Source organism: Pleurocapsa sp. PCC 7327 (assembly GCF_000317025.1).
Classification (GTDB): Bacteria; Cyanobacteriota; Cyanobacteriia; order Cyanobacteriales; family Microcystaceae; genus Hydrococcus.
Genome location: NC_019689.1, coordinates 2,185,309 through 2,203,446, shown reverse-complemented (window position 1 = coordinate 2,203,446; position 18,138 = coordinate 2,185,309). Strand labels below are relative to the sequence as shown.

At 45.5% G+C, this 18,138-nt stretch carries 18 protein-coding genes; 6 read left to right on the top strand and 12 right to left on the bottom strand.

The features are described from left to right. Window positions 1–30 precede the first annotated feature (30 nt). From PLE7327_RS09765 to PLE7327_RS09755, 3 genes are all read left to right on the top strand, one after another. Window positions 31–483 carry a beta-lactamase hydrolase domain-containing protein gene (locus PLE7327_RS09765; protein WP_015143674.1) on the top strand — a complete coding sequence of 151 codons (453 nt, stop codon included), beginning with the start codon at window positions 31–33 and terminating at the stop codon, window positions 481–483. A 25-nt stretch (window positions 484–508) separates the two neighbouring features. Continuing rightward, window positions 509–1,210 carry an MBL fold metallo-hydrolase gene (locus PLE7327_RS09760; RefSeq protein ID WP_015143673.1) on the top strand — a complete coding sequence of 234 codons (702 nt, stop codon included), beginning with the start codon at window positions 509–511 and terminating at the stop codon, window positions 1,208–1,210. 73 nt (window positions 1,211–1,283) lie between these two features. Next, a complete protein-coding gene (locus PLE7327_RS09755; protein ID WP_015143672.1) occupies window positions 1,284–2,177 on the top strand; it encodes a sulfite exporter TauE/SafE family protein in 894 nt (297 codons plus the stop codon). A gap of 9 nt (window positions 2,178–2,186) precedes the next feature. On the opposite strand, the gene PLE7327_RS23330 is transcribed toward PLE7327_RS09755, so the two are convergent. Then, a protein-coding gene (locus tag PLE7327_RS23330) for an IS1 family transposase (RefSeq protein ID WP_144266107.1) occupies window positions 2,187–2,877 on the bottom strand; the annotation gives its coding sequence in 2 pieces (ribosomal slippage) (window positions 2,187–2,553 and window positions 2,552–2,877; 693 coding nt in all). A 377-nt stretch (window positions 2,878–3,254) separates the two neighbouring features. Between PLE7327_RS23330 and ispF the strand changes: the two genes are divergently transcribed. Further along, on the top strand, window positions 3,255–3,740 hold the full coding sequence (ispF, locus tag PLE7327_RS09745) for a 2-C-methyl-D-erythritol 2,4-cyclodiphosphate synthase (RefSeq protein ID WP_041393090.1): 486 nt from the start codon (window positions 3,255–3,257) through the stop codon (window positions 3,738–3,740). 127 nt (window positions 3,741–3,867) lie between these two features. Beyond that, window positions 3,868–4,830, top strand: coding sequence for a protochlorophyllide reductase (locus PLE7327_RS09740; protein ID WP_015143670.1), 963 nt, complete (start codon window positions 3,868–3,870; stop codon window positions 4,828–4,830). A gap of 35 nt (window positions 4,831–4,865) precedes the next feature. On the opposite strand, the gene PLE7327_RS09735 is transcribed toward PLE7327_RS09740, so the two are convergent. Continuing rightward, complete coding sequence (locus PLE7327_RS09735) at window positions 4,866–5,246, bottom strand: hypothetical protein (RefSeq protein ID WP_217523363.1); 381 nt, start codon at window positions 5,244–5,246, stop codon at window positions 4,866–4,868. A 390-nt stretch (window positions 5,247–5,636) separates the two neighbouring features. Here PLE7327_RS09735 and PLE7327_RS23325 point away from each other — a divergent pair. Then, a protein-coding gene (locus PLE7327_RS23325) for an IS1 family transposase (protein ID WP_144266107.1) occupies window positions 5,637–6,327 on the top strand; the annotation gives its coding sequence in 2 pieces (ribosomal slippage) (window positions 5,637–5,962 and window positions 5,961–6,327; 693 coding nt in all). A gap of 187 nt (window positions 6,328–6,514) precedes the next feature. On the opposite strand, the gene PLE7327_RS09725 is transcribed toward PLE7327_RS23325, so the two are convergent. The 10 genes from PLE7327_RS09725 to PLE7327_RS09680 form a co-directional block, all read right to left on the bottom strand. Then, the gene (locus PLE7327_RS09725; protein WP_015143669.1) at window positions 6,515–7,174 is read right to left on the bottom strand and encodes a class I SAM-dependent methyltransferase; all 660 of its coding nucleotides are present in this window, start codon (window positions 7,172–7,174) and stop codon (window positions 6,515–6,517) included. A gap of 307 nt (window positions 7,175–7,481) precedes the next feature. Beyond that, entirely contained in the window at window positions 7,482–8,597 is a 1,116-nt protein-coding gene (gene rfbB / locus PLE7327_RS09720) for a dTDP-glucose 4,6-dehydratase (protein ID WP_015143668.1), read from the bottom strand. A 101-nt stretch (window positions 8,598–8,698) separates the two neighbouring features. Continuing rightward, complete coding sequence (locus PLE7327_RS09715) at window positions 8,699–10,024, bottom strand: glycosyltransferase family 4 protein (RefSeq protein ID WP_015143667.1); 1,326 nt, start codon at window positions 10,022–10,024, stop codon at window positions 8,699–8,701. Window positions 10,025–10,061: 37 nt separating this feature from the next. Continuing rightward, on the bottom strand, window positions 10,062–11,135 hold the full coding sequence (locus PLE7327_RS09710) for a glucose-1-phosphate thymidylyltransferase (protein WP_015143666.1): 1,074 nt from the start codon (window positions 11,133–11,135) through the stop codon (window positions 10,062–10,064). A 34-nt stretch (window positions 11,136–11,169) separates the two neighbouring features. After that, window positions 11,170–12,384, bottom strand: a complete 1,215-nt coding sequence (locus PLE7327_RS09705) for a glycosyltransferase family 4 protein (RefSeq protein ID WP_015143665.1) — start codon at window positions 12,382–12,384, stop codon at window positions 11,170–11,172. Window positions 12,385–12,537: 153 nt separating this feature from the next. After that, window positions 12,538–13,431: a dTDP-4-dehydrorhamnose reductase gene (rfbD, locus tag PLE7327_RS09700; RefSeq protein ID WP_015143664.1), complete on the bottom strand. Its 894-nt coding sequence runs from the start codon at window positions 13,429–13,431 to the stop codon at window positions 12,538–12,540. Between the two features lie 153 nt (window positions 13,432–13,584). Next, window positions 13,585–14,130, bottom strand: a complete 546-nt coding sequence (gene rfbC, locus PLE7327_RS09695; protein ID WP_015143663.1) for a dTDP-4-dehydrorhamnose 3,5-epimerase — start codon at window positions 14,128–14,130, stop codon at window positions 13,585–13,587. A 144-nt stretch (window positions 14,131–14,274) separates the two neighbouring features. Beyond that, window positions 14,275–15,330 carry a DUF3616 domain-containing protein gene (locus PLE7327_RS09690; RefSeq protein WP_015143662.1) on the bottom strand — a complete coding sequence of 352 codons (1,056 nt, stop codon included), beginning with the start codon at window positions 15,328–15,330 and terminating at the stop codon, window positions 14,275–14,277. Between the two features lie 17 nt (window positions 15,331–15,347). Further along, complete coding sequence (locus tag PLE7327_RS09685) at window positions 15,348–16,223, bottom strand: tetratricopeptide repeat protein (protein WP_041393086.1); 876 nt, start codon at window positions 16,221–16,223, stop codon at window positions 15,348–15,350. Between the two features lie 210 nt (window positions 16,224–16,433). After that, window positions 16,434–17,834 (bottom strand): 2-succinylbenzoate--CoA ligase, encoded by a 1,401-nt coding sequence (locus PLE7327_RS09680; RefSeq protein WP_015143660.1) that lies wholly within the window; start codon window positions 17,832–17,834, stop codon window positions 16,434–16,436. Window positions 17,835–18,138 lie beyond the last annotated feature (304 nt).

The following is an 18,138-nucleotide window of genomic DNA, read 5'->3' as shown; positions in this document are numbered from 1 at the left end:
TCATCCCTGCGTAGATTAAAGGAGGCAACTATGGAAAATGTCAAGCAGATTAACGACCAGCTCGCTATAGCCGGACAGATTACGCCAGAGCAGTTGCAACAAGCAGCCCAGGAAGGCTTCAAATCTGTCTTCAATTTGCGATCGCCTGCCGAACAGGGCTATTGGAGCGAAGAGGGACAACAAGCAGAAGCCTTGGGATTGCACTACGCTAACATTCCAGTACCCAAGGCAGAGGAATTGACGGAGGAAATAACAACTCAAGTACTCCAGCAAATTGACGCGCTGCCGAAACCCGCTTTAATTCACTGCGGCGTTTCCCTGCGGGCAGGTGCCATAACATTGATGTACCTGGCGACGCGGCAAGGGCTAACTCCAGAGCAAGCTTTTGAGAAAGCAGGCGAAATTGGCTTTGATTGCAGTGCTTATCCGCAAATGAAAGCGTTTTTCAAGTCTTATGTGGAAAAATACTCACAAGCGGCTTGAATTTTCAAAAAAGGAGGAGACAAAGATGTTATTTCGACAGTTATACGACCAAGAAACCAGTACTTACACTTATTTAATCGCAGATCCCGATACTAAAGAAGCCATTCTCATCGATCCGGTGCTGGAGCAAGTGGAGCGCGATCGCAAACTTCTCCAAGAACTAGGACTAACCCTGCGCTACTGCCTGGAAACTCATATCCATGCGGATCATATTACAGGAACCGATAAATTACGTCAGATGACAGGATGTTTGGGAATCGTTCCCGAACATGCACAGGCTAGCTGTGCGGATCGTCATATTAAAGATGGGGAAACCCTGCAACTAGGAGCGATAACGATTCAAGCGATTGCAACCCCAGGACACACCGATAGCCACATGGCTTATTTAGTAAACAGCGATCGCGTGTTGACGGGAGATGCCTTGTTCATTCGCGGCTGCGGGCGCACGGATTTCCAGAGTGGCGATGCGGGTACGCTCTATGACTCGGTGACGCAACGATTGTTTGCATTGCCAGATGATACTTTAGTTTATCCGGCTCACGATTACCGAGGTCATACAGTATCCACAATCGGGGAGGAAAAGCAATGGAATCCCCGATTTGTAGGGCGCACTCGCGAAGGTTTTATCGAATTTATGGGCAACCTAAACTTGCCCGATCCTAAGAAAATGATGGAAGCCGTTCCTGCTAATGAGATGTGCGGTCGCTTGGCGAGCCTTGCTACTTAATAAACAAAACGTTATGAATTTTATCTTCTCTGAGAACCGACCAGCTCGAGGGAAGTAAGCAGGAGGTAAGCATGTGATTGGCTGGATTTTCGGTCATATTCTGGCAGCGGCAATTGGGATTAGCTTGGGCTTAATCGGTGGGGGCGGCTCGATTTTGGCAGTTCCTACCCTGGTATACGTGATGGGAGTACCTCCTAAATCAGCGATCGCGATGAGTTTGGCAGTTGTGGGAACGGTTAGCCTCTTAGGCGCAATTCCTCACTGGAAGCTGGGCAATATCAATTTACGGACGGCTGCTACCTTCGGGTTGTCTACCATGCTAGGAGCTTACGGCGGGGCGCGGCTAGCCACCCTGCCGTTCGTGACTGGCACCATGCAAATGGTGCTCTTTGCCACCATGATGTTGCTGGCAGCCGTTTTCATGATTCGTAAGCGTCCCCAAGCAGAAGCGCCTCCCCCAACAACAGGTCCCGATTTAGCCCTCTATCCCAAACCTGTTTGCAAATATTGCTGGCTGTGGCTGATTACCGAAGGGTTGGGCGTAGGAGCCTTAACTGGCTTGGTGGGCGTGGGGGGGGGATTTGCGATCGTGCCTGCATTGGTATTGCTAGCAAATATCCCGATGAAACAGGCGATCGGCACTTCTTTGGTCGTGATCACCCTCAATTCTGCGGCTGGATTTCTAGGCTATCTGGGACACGTCGCCCTAAATTGGAATTTGATGGCATCGTTTGCCGTGGCTGCTAGCTTGGGAATTGTCGCCGGAGCCTATCTAGTGCGGTTTGTCCAAGCTCGACACCTACAAAAAGCCTTTGGTTACTTTCTGTTGGCAATGGCTGCCTTTATCCTTTGGCAAAACCGAACCGCCTTTCGTCCGTCCCGGACTTCCCGCTCCGTGCCGACAACCCAGTCTTCTGCATCACCTGCTAAACGCTCGGATACAAACAGGTCGGGCATTGCTGAATAAGCATATGATTCACTGAGGGACAGGCACCTCTCCAAATTTCAGGTAGTGCAGTAACAATTTGAGCGAGTGCTTTAGCATTGCTACGGACTTCGAGTAGCACAACGTCTTGCGGTGCAATCGAGCCAGGTAGTGACGTAATCGGGTATTTTCGCCTTCCACCCGCGTCATGTAAGTCTTGCTGATAATGTGGTTGCCATCGGGAATGAAACCAGGATAGACCTTCCAACCATCGGTGACATAGAAATAGCACTTCCAAGCGGCCACGATGGCCCACAAGGGACGGAACGTTTCCGCGCTATGAGCCCCTAAAACCCACCCTAAAATCCCCGCTTTAAAGTGGTCAACGGCAGTCCACAGCCAAATCTTGTTTTTTTGTGCCCACAAAGGTCTCCAACTCATCCAATTCCCCCACTTCCGGCGTGACTTCTGGTTCGTAAGCATCGGGTAACAATTCCCCAATTTGCTTGACCCAAGTAATCACCGTTGTATGGTGAACGCCTTTGACTCGTTCAATGGCTCGAAATCCCATGCCGTTGACATCCAGTTTGAGACAGTCCCGCTTAAACTCATCACCATAGCCTGCAGGGGGATCATAGGTTTCAATGAACTGCCGCCGACAAGCTTTACAAAGGTAATTTTGTTTACCTCTTTGCTTACCGTTCTTACCGAGCGCAGTAGAGCCACATTCAGGACATTGCATTGGTTTTACCCTCGTTTCATATCCTCATTATGTAATGCCGACTAAAGTTCTAGGCTCAAAGCTCAACTCGATTAAAATCGACTGAAATTCCTATCGGGTCTTCTTTAGTCTTCTTTAAAAGACTTTTTCGCTCGGCCAGGAAATTAATGACAACGGCAGTTGTTGAGAAGGGTGTAAGCTCTGGGTCGTGCCAAAACGCCGAGGCGTTCTGGCTTAATTAGGCATGAGGGCAATGATTGCCGGATCGTTAGCGTGTTTTATGACGGCTTGCATCGCTAGATTATTGCTATAGTCTATCCGATACACTGGTAACTGATACGGGCGAAGCATCATTCGCTTTTACGGTTAATTGATAACAAACCACTTAATAAAAAATGATAAATATTCGTATTGGTAATGGTTACGATATTCACCGACTCGTAGAAGGACGACCGTTAATTCTCGGCGGCGTGGAAATCTCTCATACAGTCGGACTACTAGGACACAGCGATGCTGACGTGCTAACCCATGCAATTATGGATGCCATGCTGGGAGCATTGAGTTTGGGAGATATCGGGCACTATTTTCCCCCCACCGATCCCAAATGGGCAGGGGCAAATAGTTTAATGCTCCTCGAACAAGTCAATCAGTTGGTGCGATCGCGGGGTTGGCAAATCGGGAACGTAGACTCGGTAATCGTTGCCGAACGTCCCAAGCTAAAACCCCACATTAAAGATATGCAGGATAAATTAGCGCAAACGCTATCTATCGATCGCGATCGCATTGGCATCAAAGCGACAACTAACGAACAACTAGGCCCCGTAGGACGAGAAGAAGGAATCGCCGCTTATAGCGTTGTTTTGTTAGTTGCCGAAGAAAGATAAGTAATTTTGCTGGCGATCGCTTTTCTTAACATCGCGATCGTCCCAGAACTCCCAAAATATAAGAACGAAAGACTCGGTGACATGAGATTCTAGAGATAGTGAACTCGATCGATGGAGTCAGAACGGTATGGAACCCAATCAAAAAACGGTTGTAATCACGGGCGCTTCTTCAGGGGTCGGTTTGTACGCTGCGAAAGCGCTTGTCAATAGGGGCTGGCATGTAGTGATGGCTTGTCGGGATTTACCGAAGACGGAGAAAGCTGCCCAAACTCTTGGAATGCCGAAGGACAGCTACACGATAATCCGTCTCGACTTAGCCGACTTGGTGAGCGTGCGTCAGTTTGTCAAGGATTTCAGGGCAACTGGCAGATCCCTAGAAGCTTTGGTGTGCAATGCTGCAATTTATATGCCTTTATTAAAGGAGCCATTGCGATCCGCAGAAGGATATGAATTGAGCATGGCTACGAATCACCTCGGACATTTCCTCTTGTGTAACCTCATGCTTGAGGATCTGAAAAACTCACCCGCCTCGGATCGAAGGCTCGTCATTTTGGGAACCGTGACCCACAATCCAGACGAACTTGGTGGGAAGGTTTATCCGCGTCCGGACTTAGGCAATTTAGAAGGCTTTGCAGCCGGATTTCAGGCGCCGATCTCGATGATTGACGGCAAGAAGTTTGAACCCGTCAAAGCTTATAAGGACAGCAAGGTTTGCAACGTGCTGACCATGCGGGAACTGCATCGCCGCTATCATGAGTCCACCGGGATTGTCTTCAGCTCTCTCTATCCTGGGTGCGTAGCGGATACGCCGCTATTCCGAAACCACTATCCTCTGTTTCAGAAACTCTTCCCGTTGTTCCAGAAGTACATCACGGGGGGGTATGTGTCTCAGGAGTTAGCTGGGGAGCGAGTCGCGGCGGTGGTTGCCGATCCCGAATACAAACAATCCGGTGCCTATTGGAGTTGGGGAAATCGACAGAAGAAAGATCGCAAGGAGGCGTTTGTTCAAAGGGTTTCTCCCCAAGCCCGCGATGATACTAAAGCCGAGCGCCTGTGGGAGTTAAGCTCCAAGTTGGTTGGACTGGTGTGACGGTACGCAACCGTGCGTTATCATCGAGTCATTTTTTAGGAGCGATCGCGAAAACCTGAAAATTCCTTCCCAGGACTTCCCGATTGCTGCCATCTGCGCCAGCCACTCCAGACGGGAAAGCCATTGTCATCGCGCAGGGTCAAAACGCGATCGCCCTTCCTGACTCGGGCAGCAATAATGGTGGGTTGTCCTGAAAACGTCACTCTGGAGCCTTTTACCTCAATCCTATCTCCGACTTCAATCTGGACATCCTGGCGATCTAAATACCAAGCTGGACCGAGGTGAACGGAAACCTCTCGATTATTTTGGGTGCGTACTCTTAAATGCACGCCACCAGACATCCTCCTCATCGGCGTAATGGTGTCTATGGCAACCACTTCTCCAGTAAGAGTTTCAACTGTTTTGGGGTTATACATGCGCTGATACTGTCCCCCCCCAACCCTCGCTGCCTCGACCCATTCGAGGTTGAGCGAGGACGGTTGGAGCTACAAGCAGGCTAATCAGCGAAAGCGTTGCAATTAGAGTTGCAATCCTTTTCATAAATTTGTCCCTCACTAAGATCTACTGACAATAGAAACTCGGAAAAATGAGGAATTTGTGAAGTTGTCGGGCGAGATTGAGGATTGATAGCAGTTACTGTTCCCTAAATAAGCTCAATTCCACGCCAAAGTTTAAGGATCGATGTTATCTATTTTTATTTTATTCTTATATAGTTATCTATTCTATGCGATTAATGTTTCTGGCAATAATTCGTGACTTCGACCTGTGGCATTGCATAATGAGGATATGAAACGAGGGTAAAACCAATGCAATGTCCTGAATGTGGCTCTACTGCGCTCGGTAAGAACGGTAAGCAAAGAGGTAAACAAAATTACCTTTGTAAAGCTTGTCGGCGGCAGTTCATTGAAACCTATGATCCCCCTGCAGGCTATGGTGATGAGTTTAAGCGGGACTGTCTCAAACTGGATGTCAACGGCATGGGATTTCGAGCCATTGAACGAGTCAAAGGCGTTCACCATACAACGGTGATTACTTGGGTCAAGCAAATTGGGGAATTGTTACCCGATGCTTACGAACCAGAAGTCACGCCGGAAGTGGGGGAATTGGATGAGTTGGAGACCTTTGTGGGCACAAAAAAACAAGATTTGGCTGTGGACTGCCGTTGACCACTTTAAAGCGGGGATTTTAGGGTGGGTTTTAGGGGCTCATAGCGCGGAAACGTTCCGTCCCTTGTGGGCCATCGTGGCCGCTTGGAAGTGCTATTTCTATGTCACCGATGGTTGGAAGGTCTATCCTGGTTTCATTCCCGATGGCAACCACATTATCAGCAAGACTTACATGACGCGGGTGGAAGGCGAAAATACCCGATTACGTCACTACCTGGCTCGATTGCACCGCAAGACGTTGTGCTACTCGAAGTCCGTAGCAATGCTAAAGCACTCGCTCAAATTGTTACTGCACTACCTGAAATTTGGAGAGGTGCCTGTCCCTCAGTGAATCATATGCTTATTCAGCAATGCCCTTTAGTCCTAGGCGTTGATGCCAAAGGTACAAGATCTCAGTACGATCCACTTACGGCAAAATCCCATAGCGGTCAGGAATAGTAATAACTGAGGAGAAAAAATAATCGTCGGTAAAACTTTAACCGGACTTGATATCAGTCTAAAAACATTGATTTTTCGAGCTATTGGTGAAAAGGTTTATAGAAAGAGTATGACTTTTCAAACCACAATTTGCGTTCGACATATATCTTTGCATCAGGAAACAATTGTCTCATCGAACTTTTAGATACAACCCTTAATTCTTCAATCATTTTTGTCCAGGCGGGCAATTTTGTCTTCCACGATCGGATTAAGCGATCGCGTATCCAATGAGGCAGCTGCCAATAAAAGGGAACGCCAGTATGCACCTCGATAGGAAAGTTATCGCTCGGTGTTTGCACCCAATAAGCGTTAGCCAATCTATGAACTTCTGCCGCGAAAGCCGCTTGTTTTTTTTCATCGCCAACATGTTCGATGACGGAGTTGCTGAATACGATATCGAAAGATTTGTCGTCAAACAGACTGATAAGATTGGTTGCATCGCTTTCAACATAAGTATAACCCCGTACCTTATCAGTTTGCCGAATCGCACCAGGTAAGTTGACGAGAGTAACATTGAAGCTGCGATCGATTAACTCCCACATGTAAGGAGTTCCTCCTAAGTCGATAATCCGAGCGCGATTAGGCGGTTTGACCAGTGACAAGAATTGCTTTAAACGCCTATAGCGCCACTCTTTGACAAACGAATTATTGCTGTACAACCACGACGAAGTTTGTCGGAACAGGATTTGCAATTGTGACATTGCAGTTAAACAAACTTAAGTTACTGACATACTTAGGTTACTAACGTGCTATTTTATTACCATTTCTAAAAATATTTACCATTTCTAAAAAAGAACGCTACAGATGCTCAGGGAAAAAGCCTTATACCCAGAGCGGCTGACTAATTGATAAGTCGCAATTGATAATTCGCAATTCGCCATTAAAATCTAAAAACATTGAATTTCTAGCTAGAATCCATCTCTATTTCCCAATTGCGAATTGCTATAAGATGTTTCGCTTCGCGATCGCGACGCTCAACATGACATACTATACTTTTGGGACAACCTGTTAGTTAACTGGTTCGACCTGTCCGTAAACTTTTTGGTAATAGGCTTGGTATTCTTGAGAGAGCAGGGGTTGCCACCAATTGCGGTTATTTAAATACCATTTAATAGTTTTTCGCAAACCGCTTGAAAGCGTTTCTTGGGGAGTCCAACCCAATTCTTGTCTCATCTTAGTTGCATTGATCGCGTAGCGGCGATCGTGTCCGGGACGATCTTTAACAAAGGTAATCAATTGTTTAGAAGGTCGCACGGGCAATTCGGGGGCGAGTTCGTCCATCAGTTCGCACAAGCGATCGACGAGATCGATATTTTTGACTTCATTGTTTCCCCCAATATTGTAAGTTTTGCCCGGTCTACCTCGGTGTAAGACTGTATCTAGGGCGCGGCAGTGATCGCCTACATACAGCCAATCGCGAATATTCTGTCCGTCGCCGTATACGGGTAGGGGTTTGCCTAATAGAATATTGATGCACATTAGGGGAATTAATTTTTCTGGGAAGTGGTAGGGGCCGTAGTTGTTAGAACAATTGGTAATAATCGTCGGCAAACTGTAAGTATGATAGTAGGCGCGAGCGAGGTGATCGCTTCCGGCTTTCGAGGCAGAATAGGGACTATTGGGCGCGTAGGGCGTAGTTTCTCTGAAGGGCGGATCGTCGGGTTTGAGACTGCCGTAGACTTCATCGGTGGAAACGTGAAGAAAGCGGTAGGTTGCTGGTTGTCCCTCTTCGATCCAATGGTGGCGAAAACTTTCCAGTAGGGTAAAAGTTCCGACGACATTGGTTTGAATAAAAGCATCGGGTCCTAAAATCGAGCGATCTACGTGGGATTCCGCCGCCAAATGAGCAACCGTATCGATCTTTTCTTCTCGAAGTAGGGAATCGATTAGGGCGCGATCGCAGATATTGCCGCAAACGAAGCGAAAGTTGGCTTTTCCTTCTAAGGAGGCTAGATTCTGGCGATTGCCCGCATAGGTGAGGGCATCGAGAACGACGACGCGATCGCCTCCGTAATTGGCACACCAGTGATGGACGAAATTAGAACCAATAAAACCCGCCCCACCTGTAATTAAAATTCGACGAGGTTTTCTAGATTGAGTTCGTTCCTGTTGAGAATCAGTCATTGTTTAATATCTTGGCGATCGCTATTTTGTAGCCACTTTAACAATTTTCCAGTCGCAATCCCAATAAAATTGAGCTAGAGATAGCTTTGATTTTCATTATTTCAAAGTTTTAGAAAATCATCAAACGATTTGAAGGCGATGGACTTTTGATAAATTTCTAATACTTTATCTACCTTAATCTCCCAATCGAAGCAGTCAACGATTTTTTGTTTTCCCACCCGACCCATTTGTCGCGCTAATTCCGGATTAGTTGCTAATTTAACCATTGCTGTTGCCAAGCCATCGATAAATCCTTCGCGCGAGCTAGGTTCGACCAGGATCCCGCAAGATTCGTCGAGATAGTCTGTCGGTCCTCCCCAGTTAGTAGCAATGACTGGGATCCCCATTGCCATCGCTTCTAAAATCACCGCTCCCCCACACTCGCATAGGCTTGGCAGAACTAGGGCATCAGCCGATTTAAGCCGTTTGGCACAATCGACCTGAGACAGCCAACCCAGAAAATGAACCGAACCCGATTGTAGCAAACCCAGTTTTTTAGCTTGTTCTTGCAAAGCGGTTTTTTGATTCCCATCGCCAATAATTTCTATTTCTACTGGGACTTGCTTAAGTACTTGCTTGACAGCGATGAAGAGGAGATCGACGGCTTTCCAGTCCACCAATCTGCCGATATAAATAAATTTTGTCGGTCGTGGTTGACTGGGATGGGAATCGATCGCTTCGTTGTCTGCTAACGAACGAGTCGGGTATTGATTCTGCCAAATCGACAGATCTACTCCATTTTCGACTAATTCAACGATTTTGTGCTCGCCGAACACGCTCTTTGGCAATGCCCTCTTGGTACGAGCGTTAGCCACCAGTAGAATAGTAGCTTGGCGCTTGCCGGGAATCAAAATGTTAAAAAAATTAGAGAGAAAACGACCAACGACAAAAATCAGAGATTCTAGAGGATTTTGCCGTCTCTGAAAAGCGGGGGGATAATCCATACCTCCATTCATCGGTCCGATGACAACTGGTACGCCCATGCCGAAAATCGTCGATGGTTCTCTAGGGGAAACGGGAATGGGCTGGTGAACGAGATCGATATTTTTTTCTTTGACAATTTGCTTAGCAAGGCGACGCTGAAGGATCTGGGTGAGAAATCGCATGACGAACCCCGTAGTGAAGTTACCCAGTTGACCTGGAAGCAGTTGACAGACTTGCCATAGAAATTTGTGCCAAATCGTATCGGCGATAAAGTAAATGCGATCGCATTCTTGGGGAAAGAGGGATTTCAGTTCGTCGCGAGTTCGTTCGTGAACGACTAACCAAGTTTCAATACCGCGTCGGCGCAAAATTCGGAAGTAATGCAAAGGGAGTGCAGCTTCGCCCCCTAGCTTGAAAGAGGCATGTTCGGCTACGATGAGGACTCTCAGGTTAGCAGTGGACATAGATTTTTTTGATACAGCCGCCAATCCAAAATAATTATCAAACTAACTCGATATGGGAATCATCCCCGATGAGGAAACGTAAAGCTTTCGGTCGTTGCGGCGCGATTTCTAGCTTGGCACGCTGTCCGATGGCGCTGTCCACAATTCTTTGGTGAATGCCACTCACTTTAGCCTCTTGCAGGATAACGCTATGCTCTATGTCTGCCTCGATTAGCGTAACGCGATCGGCGATGCTGGTATAAGGACCGATAAAGCAATTTTCTATATGACAGTCGTTGCCAATAATGACCGGTCCTCGAATCGTGCTGTTGATGATTTTGGAGTTAGCCCCGATCTGAACGCGCCCGCTTACTTGACTTTGAGCATCTACCTGTCCGTCAACGGCAATCTGCAAGCAGGTATCGAGAATAATGCGATTGGCTTCTAGCAGGTCGTCTTTCTTGCCAGTATCGAGCCACCATCCCTGAAGTTGCAGGGCTTCTACGGGTTTCTCGCGATCGATGAGGGCTTGAATGGCATCGGTAATTTCCAACTCCCCTCTAGCAGAGGGTTGGATAGATGCGATCGCGCCGTGAATGGCGCTAGAGAAAAAGTAAATTCCTACCAAAGCTAGATTAGACGGGGGATTTTTGGGCTTTTCTACCAACTGCAAGACGCGCCCTTTCTCGTCTACTTCAGCTACGCCAAAGGCAGTGGGATTGCTGACTGTGCGCAAGAGAATCAGTGCATCTAAATGTTCCTTGGCAAATTCGGCTAGAAAAATATCGAGACTGTCTTGAATCAAGTTATCTCCCAAATACATAATAAAGGGAAAATTTTCTAAAAAGGGTTGGGCGACTTTGACCGCATGAGCTAAGCCTAGCGGTTGCTCTTGCAGGATATAGGTAATCTTGGCTCCAAAGCGTTCGCCATTGCCAGTTATAGCCTGGATTTCTTTTCCAGTCTCCGGGCTGATAATAATGCCGATATCCGTGATTCCTGCGGCGACAATCGCTTCAATACCGTACCAGAGAATGGGTTTGTTTGCCACGGGAACTAATTGCTTTGCCCCAGTATGCGTTAGGGGACGCAATCTCGTTCCTTTCCCGCCTGAGAGAATCAGTGCTTTCATAAATTCAGTATTGGGAGTCGATGAAAGTATTCTATTAGTGAAGCATACTCGATTCGAGAGCCATCTTCCTCATTGCCACCCGTTTTAGATGAGAAATCCGTGCTTCCCAGGTCTTTTCAAAGGTATGCTGGCGGGCAAACTCTAAGGCTTTTAGGGACATCGCTTTAATCGAATGGCGATTTTGACTCAAAGCTGCCAATTGCTGCGCTATTAGCTTGGGTCGATCCATGGGAATCAGCCATCCTGCTTGCGAATATTTCACCACTCCCTCAAAAGCTTCGTTAGCATATCCCACAATCGGCACGCCACACGACATCGTTTCTAGATAGGTGCAAGAGGGATCGCCTTGTGGGTGACAACAAACAAACAGATCTACATTGGCTTTAGCAAACGGAATTAACTCTGTCTTAAAATCGAGCACTCCCATCATTTTGACGCGATCCTTTAGTCGGGCAGCAACGATCTCGCGTTGCATTTTCTCTCTCAAATCGCCATCTCCACAGATAAACATCTCAAACTGAATTCCCGAGTGCTTAAGTTCTCGCGCTACATCCAGCAAGCGATCGGCTCCTTTCATTTTGATAAGCCGTCCCGAAAAAAGCAATCGCAACGGCCTATCTTCCTTGCAGTTGAGGAAGCGCTTTTCGATCTCCTCCTTTGTGGCTAGCATCGCTTCGGTCACGCGACCATCAAAATAGAGGAGTGGATTGCGATTGATGGTACGATAGGCTTCATAGGTTGGCGTTCCATTACACTGCACTCCCTCTGCCAGTGCTATTGCCTTGCGCTGCTTCCGTTCCTGATTTTCTTCCCATAGATTTCTGCGCAAGCGAAGTAATGGATTATTGGTGTTGGCAGCGATTATCTGTTTCCTAGTTTGTAGGCTGTACTCAGTGATGTAGATACACGGGAGATTGGCTGAGTGACAAACTTGACTGAGGTGGTTTTTTCGATAATCTGCACTAGCTAGAACGACAGAAATCTTATTTTCCAACAATTTTTGCGGAGTTATTTCTTTGGAAGAAATAATTTCCAACTTGAATGGCAATTCGTCTCGTTTGAAGATTTTTTTATGAAAATTTTTATCCCGGTCGGGGTTTTTCTCCATCAAAACTGTAACAGAGCCAGACCACAAACCATCGTACTTGAGGATTCCCTCTAAAAATTTTTGCTCGATCGCAACTCGCCCGTCGGGCAATAGTTCGACTTTAAGGTTTGGAATTACAGCTAAATTAAACTGTTTAGACATAAAATTTTGCTTGGGTTTTGGACTTCAGAAGCTTAACTTTTCTACAAGGCTGAAGGCTTCCATTCCCGATAAATGACTTTAGCCGTTTTGATGGGCGAGTAGCTTCGCCATAAAGAGCGATAATAAGATTGGATTGGCATGGCTCGGCATTTATCAAGCTTGAGAAGCAAGTTGTTCGAGCATCTGTCTGAGAGAGTCTCGCCAGTAAAGGGGATGAGTTCCCAAGATGGCTGAGATTTTTTGACCCGAAAGGACTGAATAGGCAGGACGTTTGGCAGGCGTGGGATATTCAGCAGTCGTAATCGGGACGACTTGTCGGATTTTGAGCGGAAAACCGAGTTGTCTTGCTTGCTCAAAAATAGCGATCGCAAAATCGTACCAACTGGCAACGCCGCTATTGGTAAAGTGATAAATCCCCCTCGTCGCTTCCCCCATTTTGTCTGAATCGATGGCAAGTTTAGCAATCGCTCGGGCAATATCTGGCGCCCAGGTGGGACTGCCAACTTGGTCGGCAACGACTCGGATTTCTTCTCGTTCTTTGCCGAGGCGCAGCATGGTTTTGACAAAGTTACTTTTGCCACAAGTCCCGTAAACCCAAGCCGTTCTCAAAATGATATGGGATTGGCAAGCTTGCGCGATCGCCGCTTCTCCTGCTAGCTTGGATTTGCCATAAACACTGAGAGGATTGGGACTATCTTCTTCGAGATAGGGCGTATTTTTCTTGCCGTCAAAGACATAATCGGTAGAAACGTGAAGCAGAGTGGCTCCTAGCTGCTGGCATTCTTGTGCCATAATTGCAGGCGCGATCGCATTGATAGCGTTAGCTAATTCTACTTCGGTTTCTGCTTTATCCACTGCTGTATAGGCAGCCGCATTGACGATGAGATCGGGTTTTGCTTGGGCAATAGCTTGACGAATCGCATTCGGTTGAGTCAAGTCCATCGTTTCGCGTCCCACCCCAATCACCTCTCCTAATGGGGCTAGGGTTTGTTTTAACTCTTGCCCTAATTGTCCGTGAATTCCCGTCACTAAAATGCGCTTGGTCATTTGTCATTCGATAAGAGGATTTTGGATTGGTCATTGAGGAGTAGTTAGTAGTTAGTAGTTAGTTGTCTCCCGGTTCTCTCCACCCTCCCACTTCCTCCCACACTCCCCCTTGTCCCCCATCTCCCAGTCTCAGAAGTCTCCCCATCTTTAAAGTTACAGAAAAACCGCAGCTTGCTTAAGAGGTTTACCTGCTTTATCTTTGGTCGATAGGATGGGTTCGGTTTTTAGGCGCCAGTCGATCGCGAGATCGGGATCGTTCCACAGTAAAGTTCGCTCGTATTGAGGTGCGTAGTAATTGGTGGTTTTATACAAAAATTCTGCCACTTCCGAGAGGACTAGAAAGCCGTGGGCAAATCCTTCTGGAATCCAAAATTGCCGCTTATTTTCTGCACTTAGAAGGCAGCCTACCCATCGTCCGAAGGTGGGTGAAGTTTTTCTGAGATCGACGGCAACGTCAAACACTTCTCCTACAACAACTCGGACTAACTTACCTTGCGGCTGTTGAATTTGATAGTGCAACCCCCGCAAGACGTTTTTGAGAGAACGAGAATGATTATCTTGGACAAAATGTGCCGTTACGCCAGTTTTTTCAGCGAACTCCCGTTCGTTATAACTCTCGTAGAAAAAACCGCGTTCGTCTCCAAAAACGCGGGGTTCTAGGATTAAAACTTCAGGAATTTCTGTGGGAATGATATTCATCAGAGTTATTATCTATGGCGCTCGCCCCAACAGATAAGAGAGTTTCGTAAGTTAGTGTAGCTTTAAATGGACTTTTTCTCCTAGTTTTTGCAACTATAACAAACAAGCCCAAGCGCGATCTCGCCAATCCCTCTGTGCCAGAACCTATTCCCAGGCAAACACATCTGCTAAAACTCCGGCAGGTTCGATAATTCTTTTCGAGTCGGGCGAATCGTAGACGACCAAGACAGCTTTAGCTGCATTGGCATGAGGAAATAAGGTTAACCCTTCAGCGCGATCGCTGCCGCTAGTATAAGGAATATCAAATAAAGTTGCTAACGTGCCTTCTTTTTGTACTGAAAAACTCTTATCGGGTAAACCAAAAGCGCCTTGCCAGCGAAAAACTCGCAACGTTCCATCTAAATCCATGGTTGGACCTGCGAGAATTAGAACATCTTCTCCATCTAGACAGAGATCGCGCACGCCCAATCCATCTAAATCTAAAAAGTGTTTTTTGTAGCGTTGCCCTTCATTATTAATAGATTTTAACGAGAGAATTCCTGCTTCTTTTTCTTCAACAGAAATTTCCAAGATAATTGCAATTCCTCGCAAAACAGGCCCTCGCAAGCCAATTAAAATTGTTTCCTCGCGAACGAGCAAACCCTCAATATCAAAACCATTATCTTTTCCTGGTAAATTAATAGAGAGAATGTCTCCAATGTACGGATCGTTTTTAAGAACTTCTATTAGTTGATTGGTTCCAAATGGGTTACGTTCTAAGTAAGCGGCTTGTCGGTTATTAGCTTCTTTTTCTAACTTATCTCCAACCAAAGGAATGCGAGCGAGAAGATAGCGATTTTTATCTTGTTTAATTGTCTGAAGTCTGTTAATATTATCTAGTTTCGCTTTTTTTCGTTTGGTACTGTGAGATCCGATTAACCAAAGATAGTTTCCATCATAATCCATTCCTTCGATATCGACCTCTTTTTCCTCATCATTAAAATTATTTAGCAATTGCGATAAATGAAAAGATTGATGCTCTCCAAAAGTTTTCCCATCAACCTTTTTTAGTCGTTCGATCGCATTGATTTCATCGGAGGCAACCCAAAGCGTATCTGGCGAGGTAAATACGGCTGTAGATAAGTCTTGATGGATAGATTTTGAAGGATTTACGTTGTTAAAGTCGAGTTTAACTTGCTCGATTAATTTAGTAGGTATCATTGGTTTGAGGGGTTTTGTCAGTCAGTTCGATAATGGCACGATTTTGCCATTAAAGCTTCAAACCTAGATTTTTGGCGCAAATCGTCAAAAATTCCGTTGGAATGAGCTAATTCGATATAAATTTCCGGATAAAGGTCGATTGCTTTTTCTAAGCTATCGAGAGACTCATTGACCTTACCTAATGCCGCCTGACAGCAAGCTTGGTTATAGTGGGTATAGTCATCTTCTGGTTCGACTTTTAAGGCATGCTGGTAACATGAAATCGCTTCGCCGTAGCGCTGTAGCTGCTGTAGAATAACGCCTTGCTGATACCAAGCCCAATAATCTTGGGGTTTGCTTTCTACGGCTTTTTGATAGTTCGTCAAGGACTCTTCCAATTTGCCCCTACTGCGAAAGGCATCGCCACGACGATACCAACTCCAGTAGTCGTTTGGTCGTTTTTCTAATGCTCTATCGTAACAAGCGATCGCGCTTTCATAGTTGCCTGCAAAGCGATAGGCTTCTCCTTGGCGATAGTGCGCCCAGTAGTCGTTGGGATAGGCTTCTAGTACTTTGTCGAAACAGGAGATCGCGCCTTCGTAATCCCCTAGCTTTTCTAGGCACAGACACCCTCGATCGTACCAAGACCAGTAATTATTTGGTTGTACTATTGAGGCGATTTCGTAGCTAGCAGCTGCCTCTTCGTAGCGTCCTAATTCTTCTAGCGTCATACCGCGCTTATACCAAGCCCAGTAATCTCTGGGATAATATTCTATTGCCTTTTCATAGCTAAGTAACGCTTCTCGATGATTCCCTTGCAAGCGTAAGGCATCGCCCATGCGATACCAGTCTTGATAGTTATCTGGACGACATTCTAAGGCTTTATAAACTGTAAAAAGCTGTTTCTTTTGCATATTTTTTAAATTATAATCCAAACTAAGTTGCCAAGCTATCGGTATCGGCAAAGAAAACTCAAACGCCAACTTTGAGAAGCCTATCGCGTCAAGCAGCGCTCTGCTTCCTCCTTTAAGCATAATTTTTCAACTTTTGAGATCGTTAATTATGAATTATAAATTATTAATTATTCAGTCACCTGGATGAGGAACGCGATCGAGAATGCTTATCTAATGACCTAATTGATTTGTAGCGATTTGTTGCAACTGTTGGTAGTTTACTTTACCTTGCTGGTTGCGAGGAATGTTTTCTACTGGAATCCAATATTTAGGTTGTTTAAATTTAGCGATCTTATCCGCGATCGCAATTTTAAGTTCTTTGGAAGATAAACTCTTCTGTTTGGGAACATAGATAGCGGTTACTACTTGCCCCCATTGGCAGTCAGATAAACCGATTACGGCAACATCGGTTACTAATTGAGTTGCTAAAATAGCGGCTTCTACTTCTTTTGGAAAGACATTCTCTCCACCCGTAATAATTTTCTGACTGCTACGTCCGATGATATACAAGTTTCCTTTTTCATCAAAATATCCTAAATCGTCTGTTTGAAAAGATTTGCGATCGCGAGCGATCTCTGGATAATAACCTAGAAAAAGAGACTCTGCTTCTACAGTAATAATACCCGTCTGCTTGGGTTCTAATCGCTCATTGCAATCGCTACAAATAGTCACTTTTGCGTGAGGTAAAACTTGACCGCTACTATGATTGTCACTTAGAAATGCTTCGGGCTTAAGCGTAACGATTTGGGAAGCGGTTTCTGTCATTCCGTAGGTTGGCGCTAGTTTAATTCGATACTTTCTAGCAGTTTCTAAAAGAGATTGCCATGCAGGAGCACCTCCTAGTAGTACAGTATAGAATTGTGAGAGCCAATCTGGCTGCGATCGCAAGAGAAATTGTAACTGTGTTGGCACTAATGAAATAAAAAAATCTGAGAAATTTATATTAACTTTTTCTCCCGCTCTCAAGGCTTTATATGGCAAAATAGCTAGGTTTCCTTTTGTTAGAAAAGAACGAATGAATTGCATTAAACCACTAACATGATAAAGTGGTAAAATACAAAAAGAATTGACACTATCGATATTAAAGTATTGGCAAAACCCTTTTACTGAAGCTGTCAGTGTTTCCCAGGTATGAATAGTAAAACGAATTTTTCCTGATGACCCTCCGGTTGGAATCATAATTTTTTGTCCTCGATCATCAGTCATTTGTCTTTTGTGAAGATTTAGTGATGAACTGCTAGGAATAAATAACGATTTTCCTAAAATTGAATTGGGTTGAACTAGATCGAAAACTTGTTGCCATTCTTGTTGTTGCCAATCTCGATTGCAGAGAAAAACGTGACAGTTAGCAGCAACAGCAGCAAGTAAGGCAGCAAGAAATTGGTAGGGGTCTTCTTCTGCTATAAGAATATTCGGCGATTTTTTTTCTTTTGAAAGTTGAGTTAATTGAATCAAGAATTGTTCTACAAGTAAATAAAAATTTTGACTATCATAACCAATCAGCCAATCTTCTTTAGTGCGCTGTTTTAGATATTCTAATAAATGCTCAGGAGTAAGGAGATTTCCATGCATGGTTAGTCAGAGGACATCTGAGTCATTCTGAGTGCAGGAGAACGTAACGAAGCATCTCTGTTGGGAGTTAGTATACTAGATGGATTTTTGAGTGAGTGGAATACAGGATTTTTTCCCTTTTCCCTCGATGCTCAAAGAAGCTTCGCTATCCCCCAATCGACCAATTGGGTCTCTCATCTAACTGAAAAGTGCTATAAGACCATCTCTAAACAAGAACGCTACAAACGATCGAGGAAAAAGCCTGACACCCAGAGCTGCTGGCTAATTGCGAACTGATAATTACCAATTGCGAATTGCTATAAGA

Coding starts and splice junctions, on each gene's coding strand:
- PLE7327_RS09710 (WP_015143666.1), bottom strand. CDS start 11,135: ATGAAAGCACTGATTCTCTCAGGCGGGAAAGGAACGAGATTGCGTCCC.
- PLE7327_RS09690 (WP_015143662.1), bottom strand. CDS start 15,330: ATGATACCTACTAAATTAATCGAGCAAGTTAAACTCGACTTTAACAAC.
- PLE7327_RS09740 (WP_015143670.1), top strand. CDS start 3,868: ATGGAACCCAATCAAAAAACGGTTGTAATCACGGGCGCTTCTTCAGGG.
- PLE7327_RS09725 (WP_015143669.1), bottom strand. CDS start 7,174: ATGTCACAATTGCAAATCCTGTTCCGACAAACTTCGTCGTGGTTGTAC.
- PLE7327_RS09735 (WP_217523363.1), bottom strand. CDS start 5,246: ATGTATAACCCCAAAACAGTTGAAACTCTTACTGGAGAAGTGGTTGCC.
- PLE7327_RS09705 (WP_015143665.1), bottom strand. CDS start 12,384: ATGTCTAAACAGTTTAATTTAGCTGTAATTCCAAACCTTAAAGTCGAA.
- rfbD (WP_015143664.1), bottom strand. CDS start 13,431: ATGACCAAGCGCATTTTAGTGACGGGAATTCACGGACAATTAGGGCAA.
- PLE7327_RS09760 (WP_015143673.1), top strand. CDS start 509: ATGTTATTTCGACAGTTATACGACCAAGAAACCAGTACTTACACTTAT.
- rfbB (WP_015143668.1), bottom strand. CDS start 8,597: ATGACTGATTCTCAACAGGAACGAACTCAATCTAGAAAACCTCGTCGA.
- rfbC (WP_015143663.1), bottom strand. CDS start 14,130: ATGAATATCATTCCCACAGAAATTCCTGAAGTTTTAATCCTAGAACCC.
- PLE7327_RS09765 (WP_015143674.1), top strand. CDS start 31: ATGGAAAATGTCAAGCAGATTAACGACCAGCTCGCTATAGCCGGACAG.
- PLE7327_RS09715 (WP_015143667.1), bottom strand. CDS start 10,024: ATGTCCACTGCTAACCTGAGAGTCCTCATCGTAGCCGAACATGCCTCT.
- PLE7327_RS09685 (WP_041393086.1), bottom strand. CDS start 16,223: ATGCAAAAGAAACAGCTTTTTACAGTTTATAAAGCCTTAGAATGTCGT.
- PLE7327_RS09680 (WP_015143660.1), bottom strand. CDS start 17,834: ATGCATGGAAATCTCCTTACTCCTGAGCATTTATTAGAATATCTAAAA.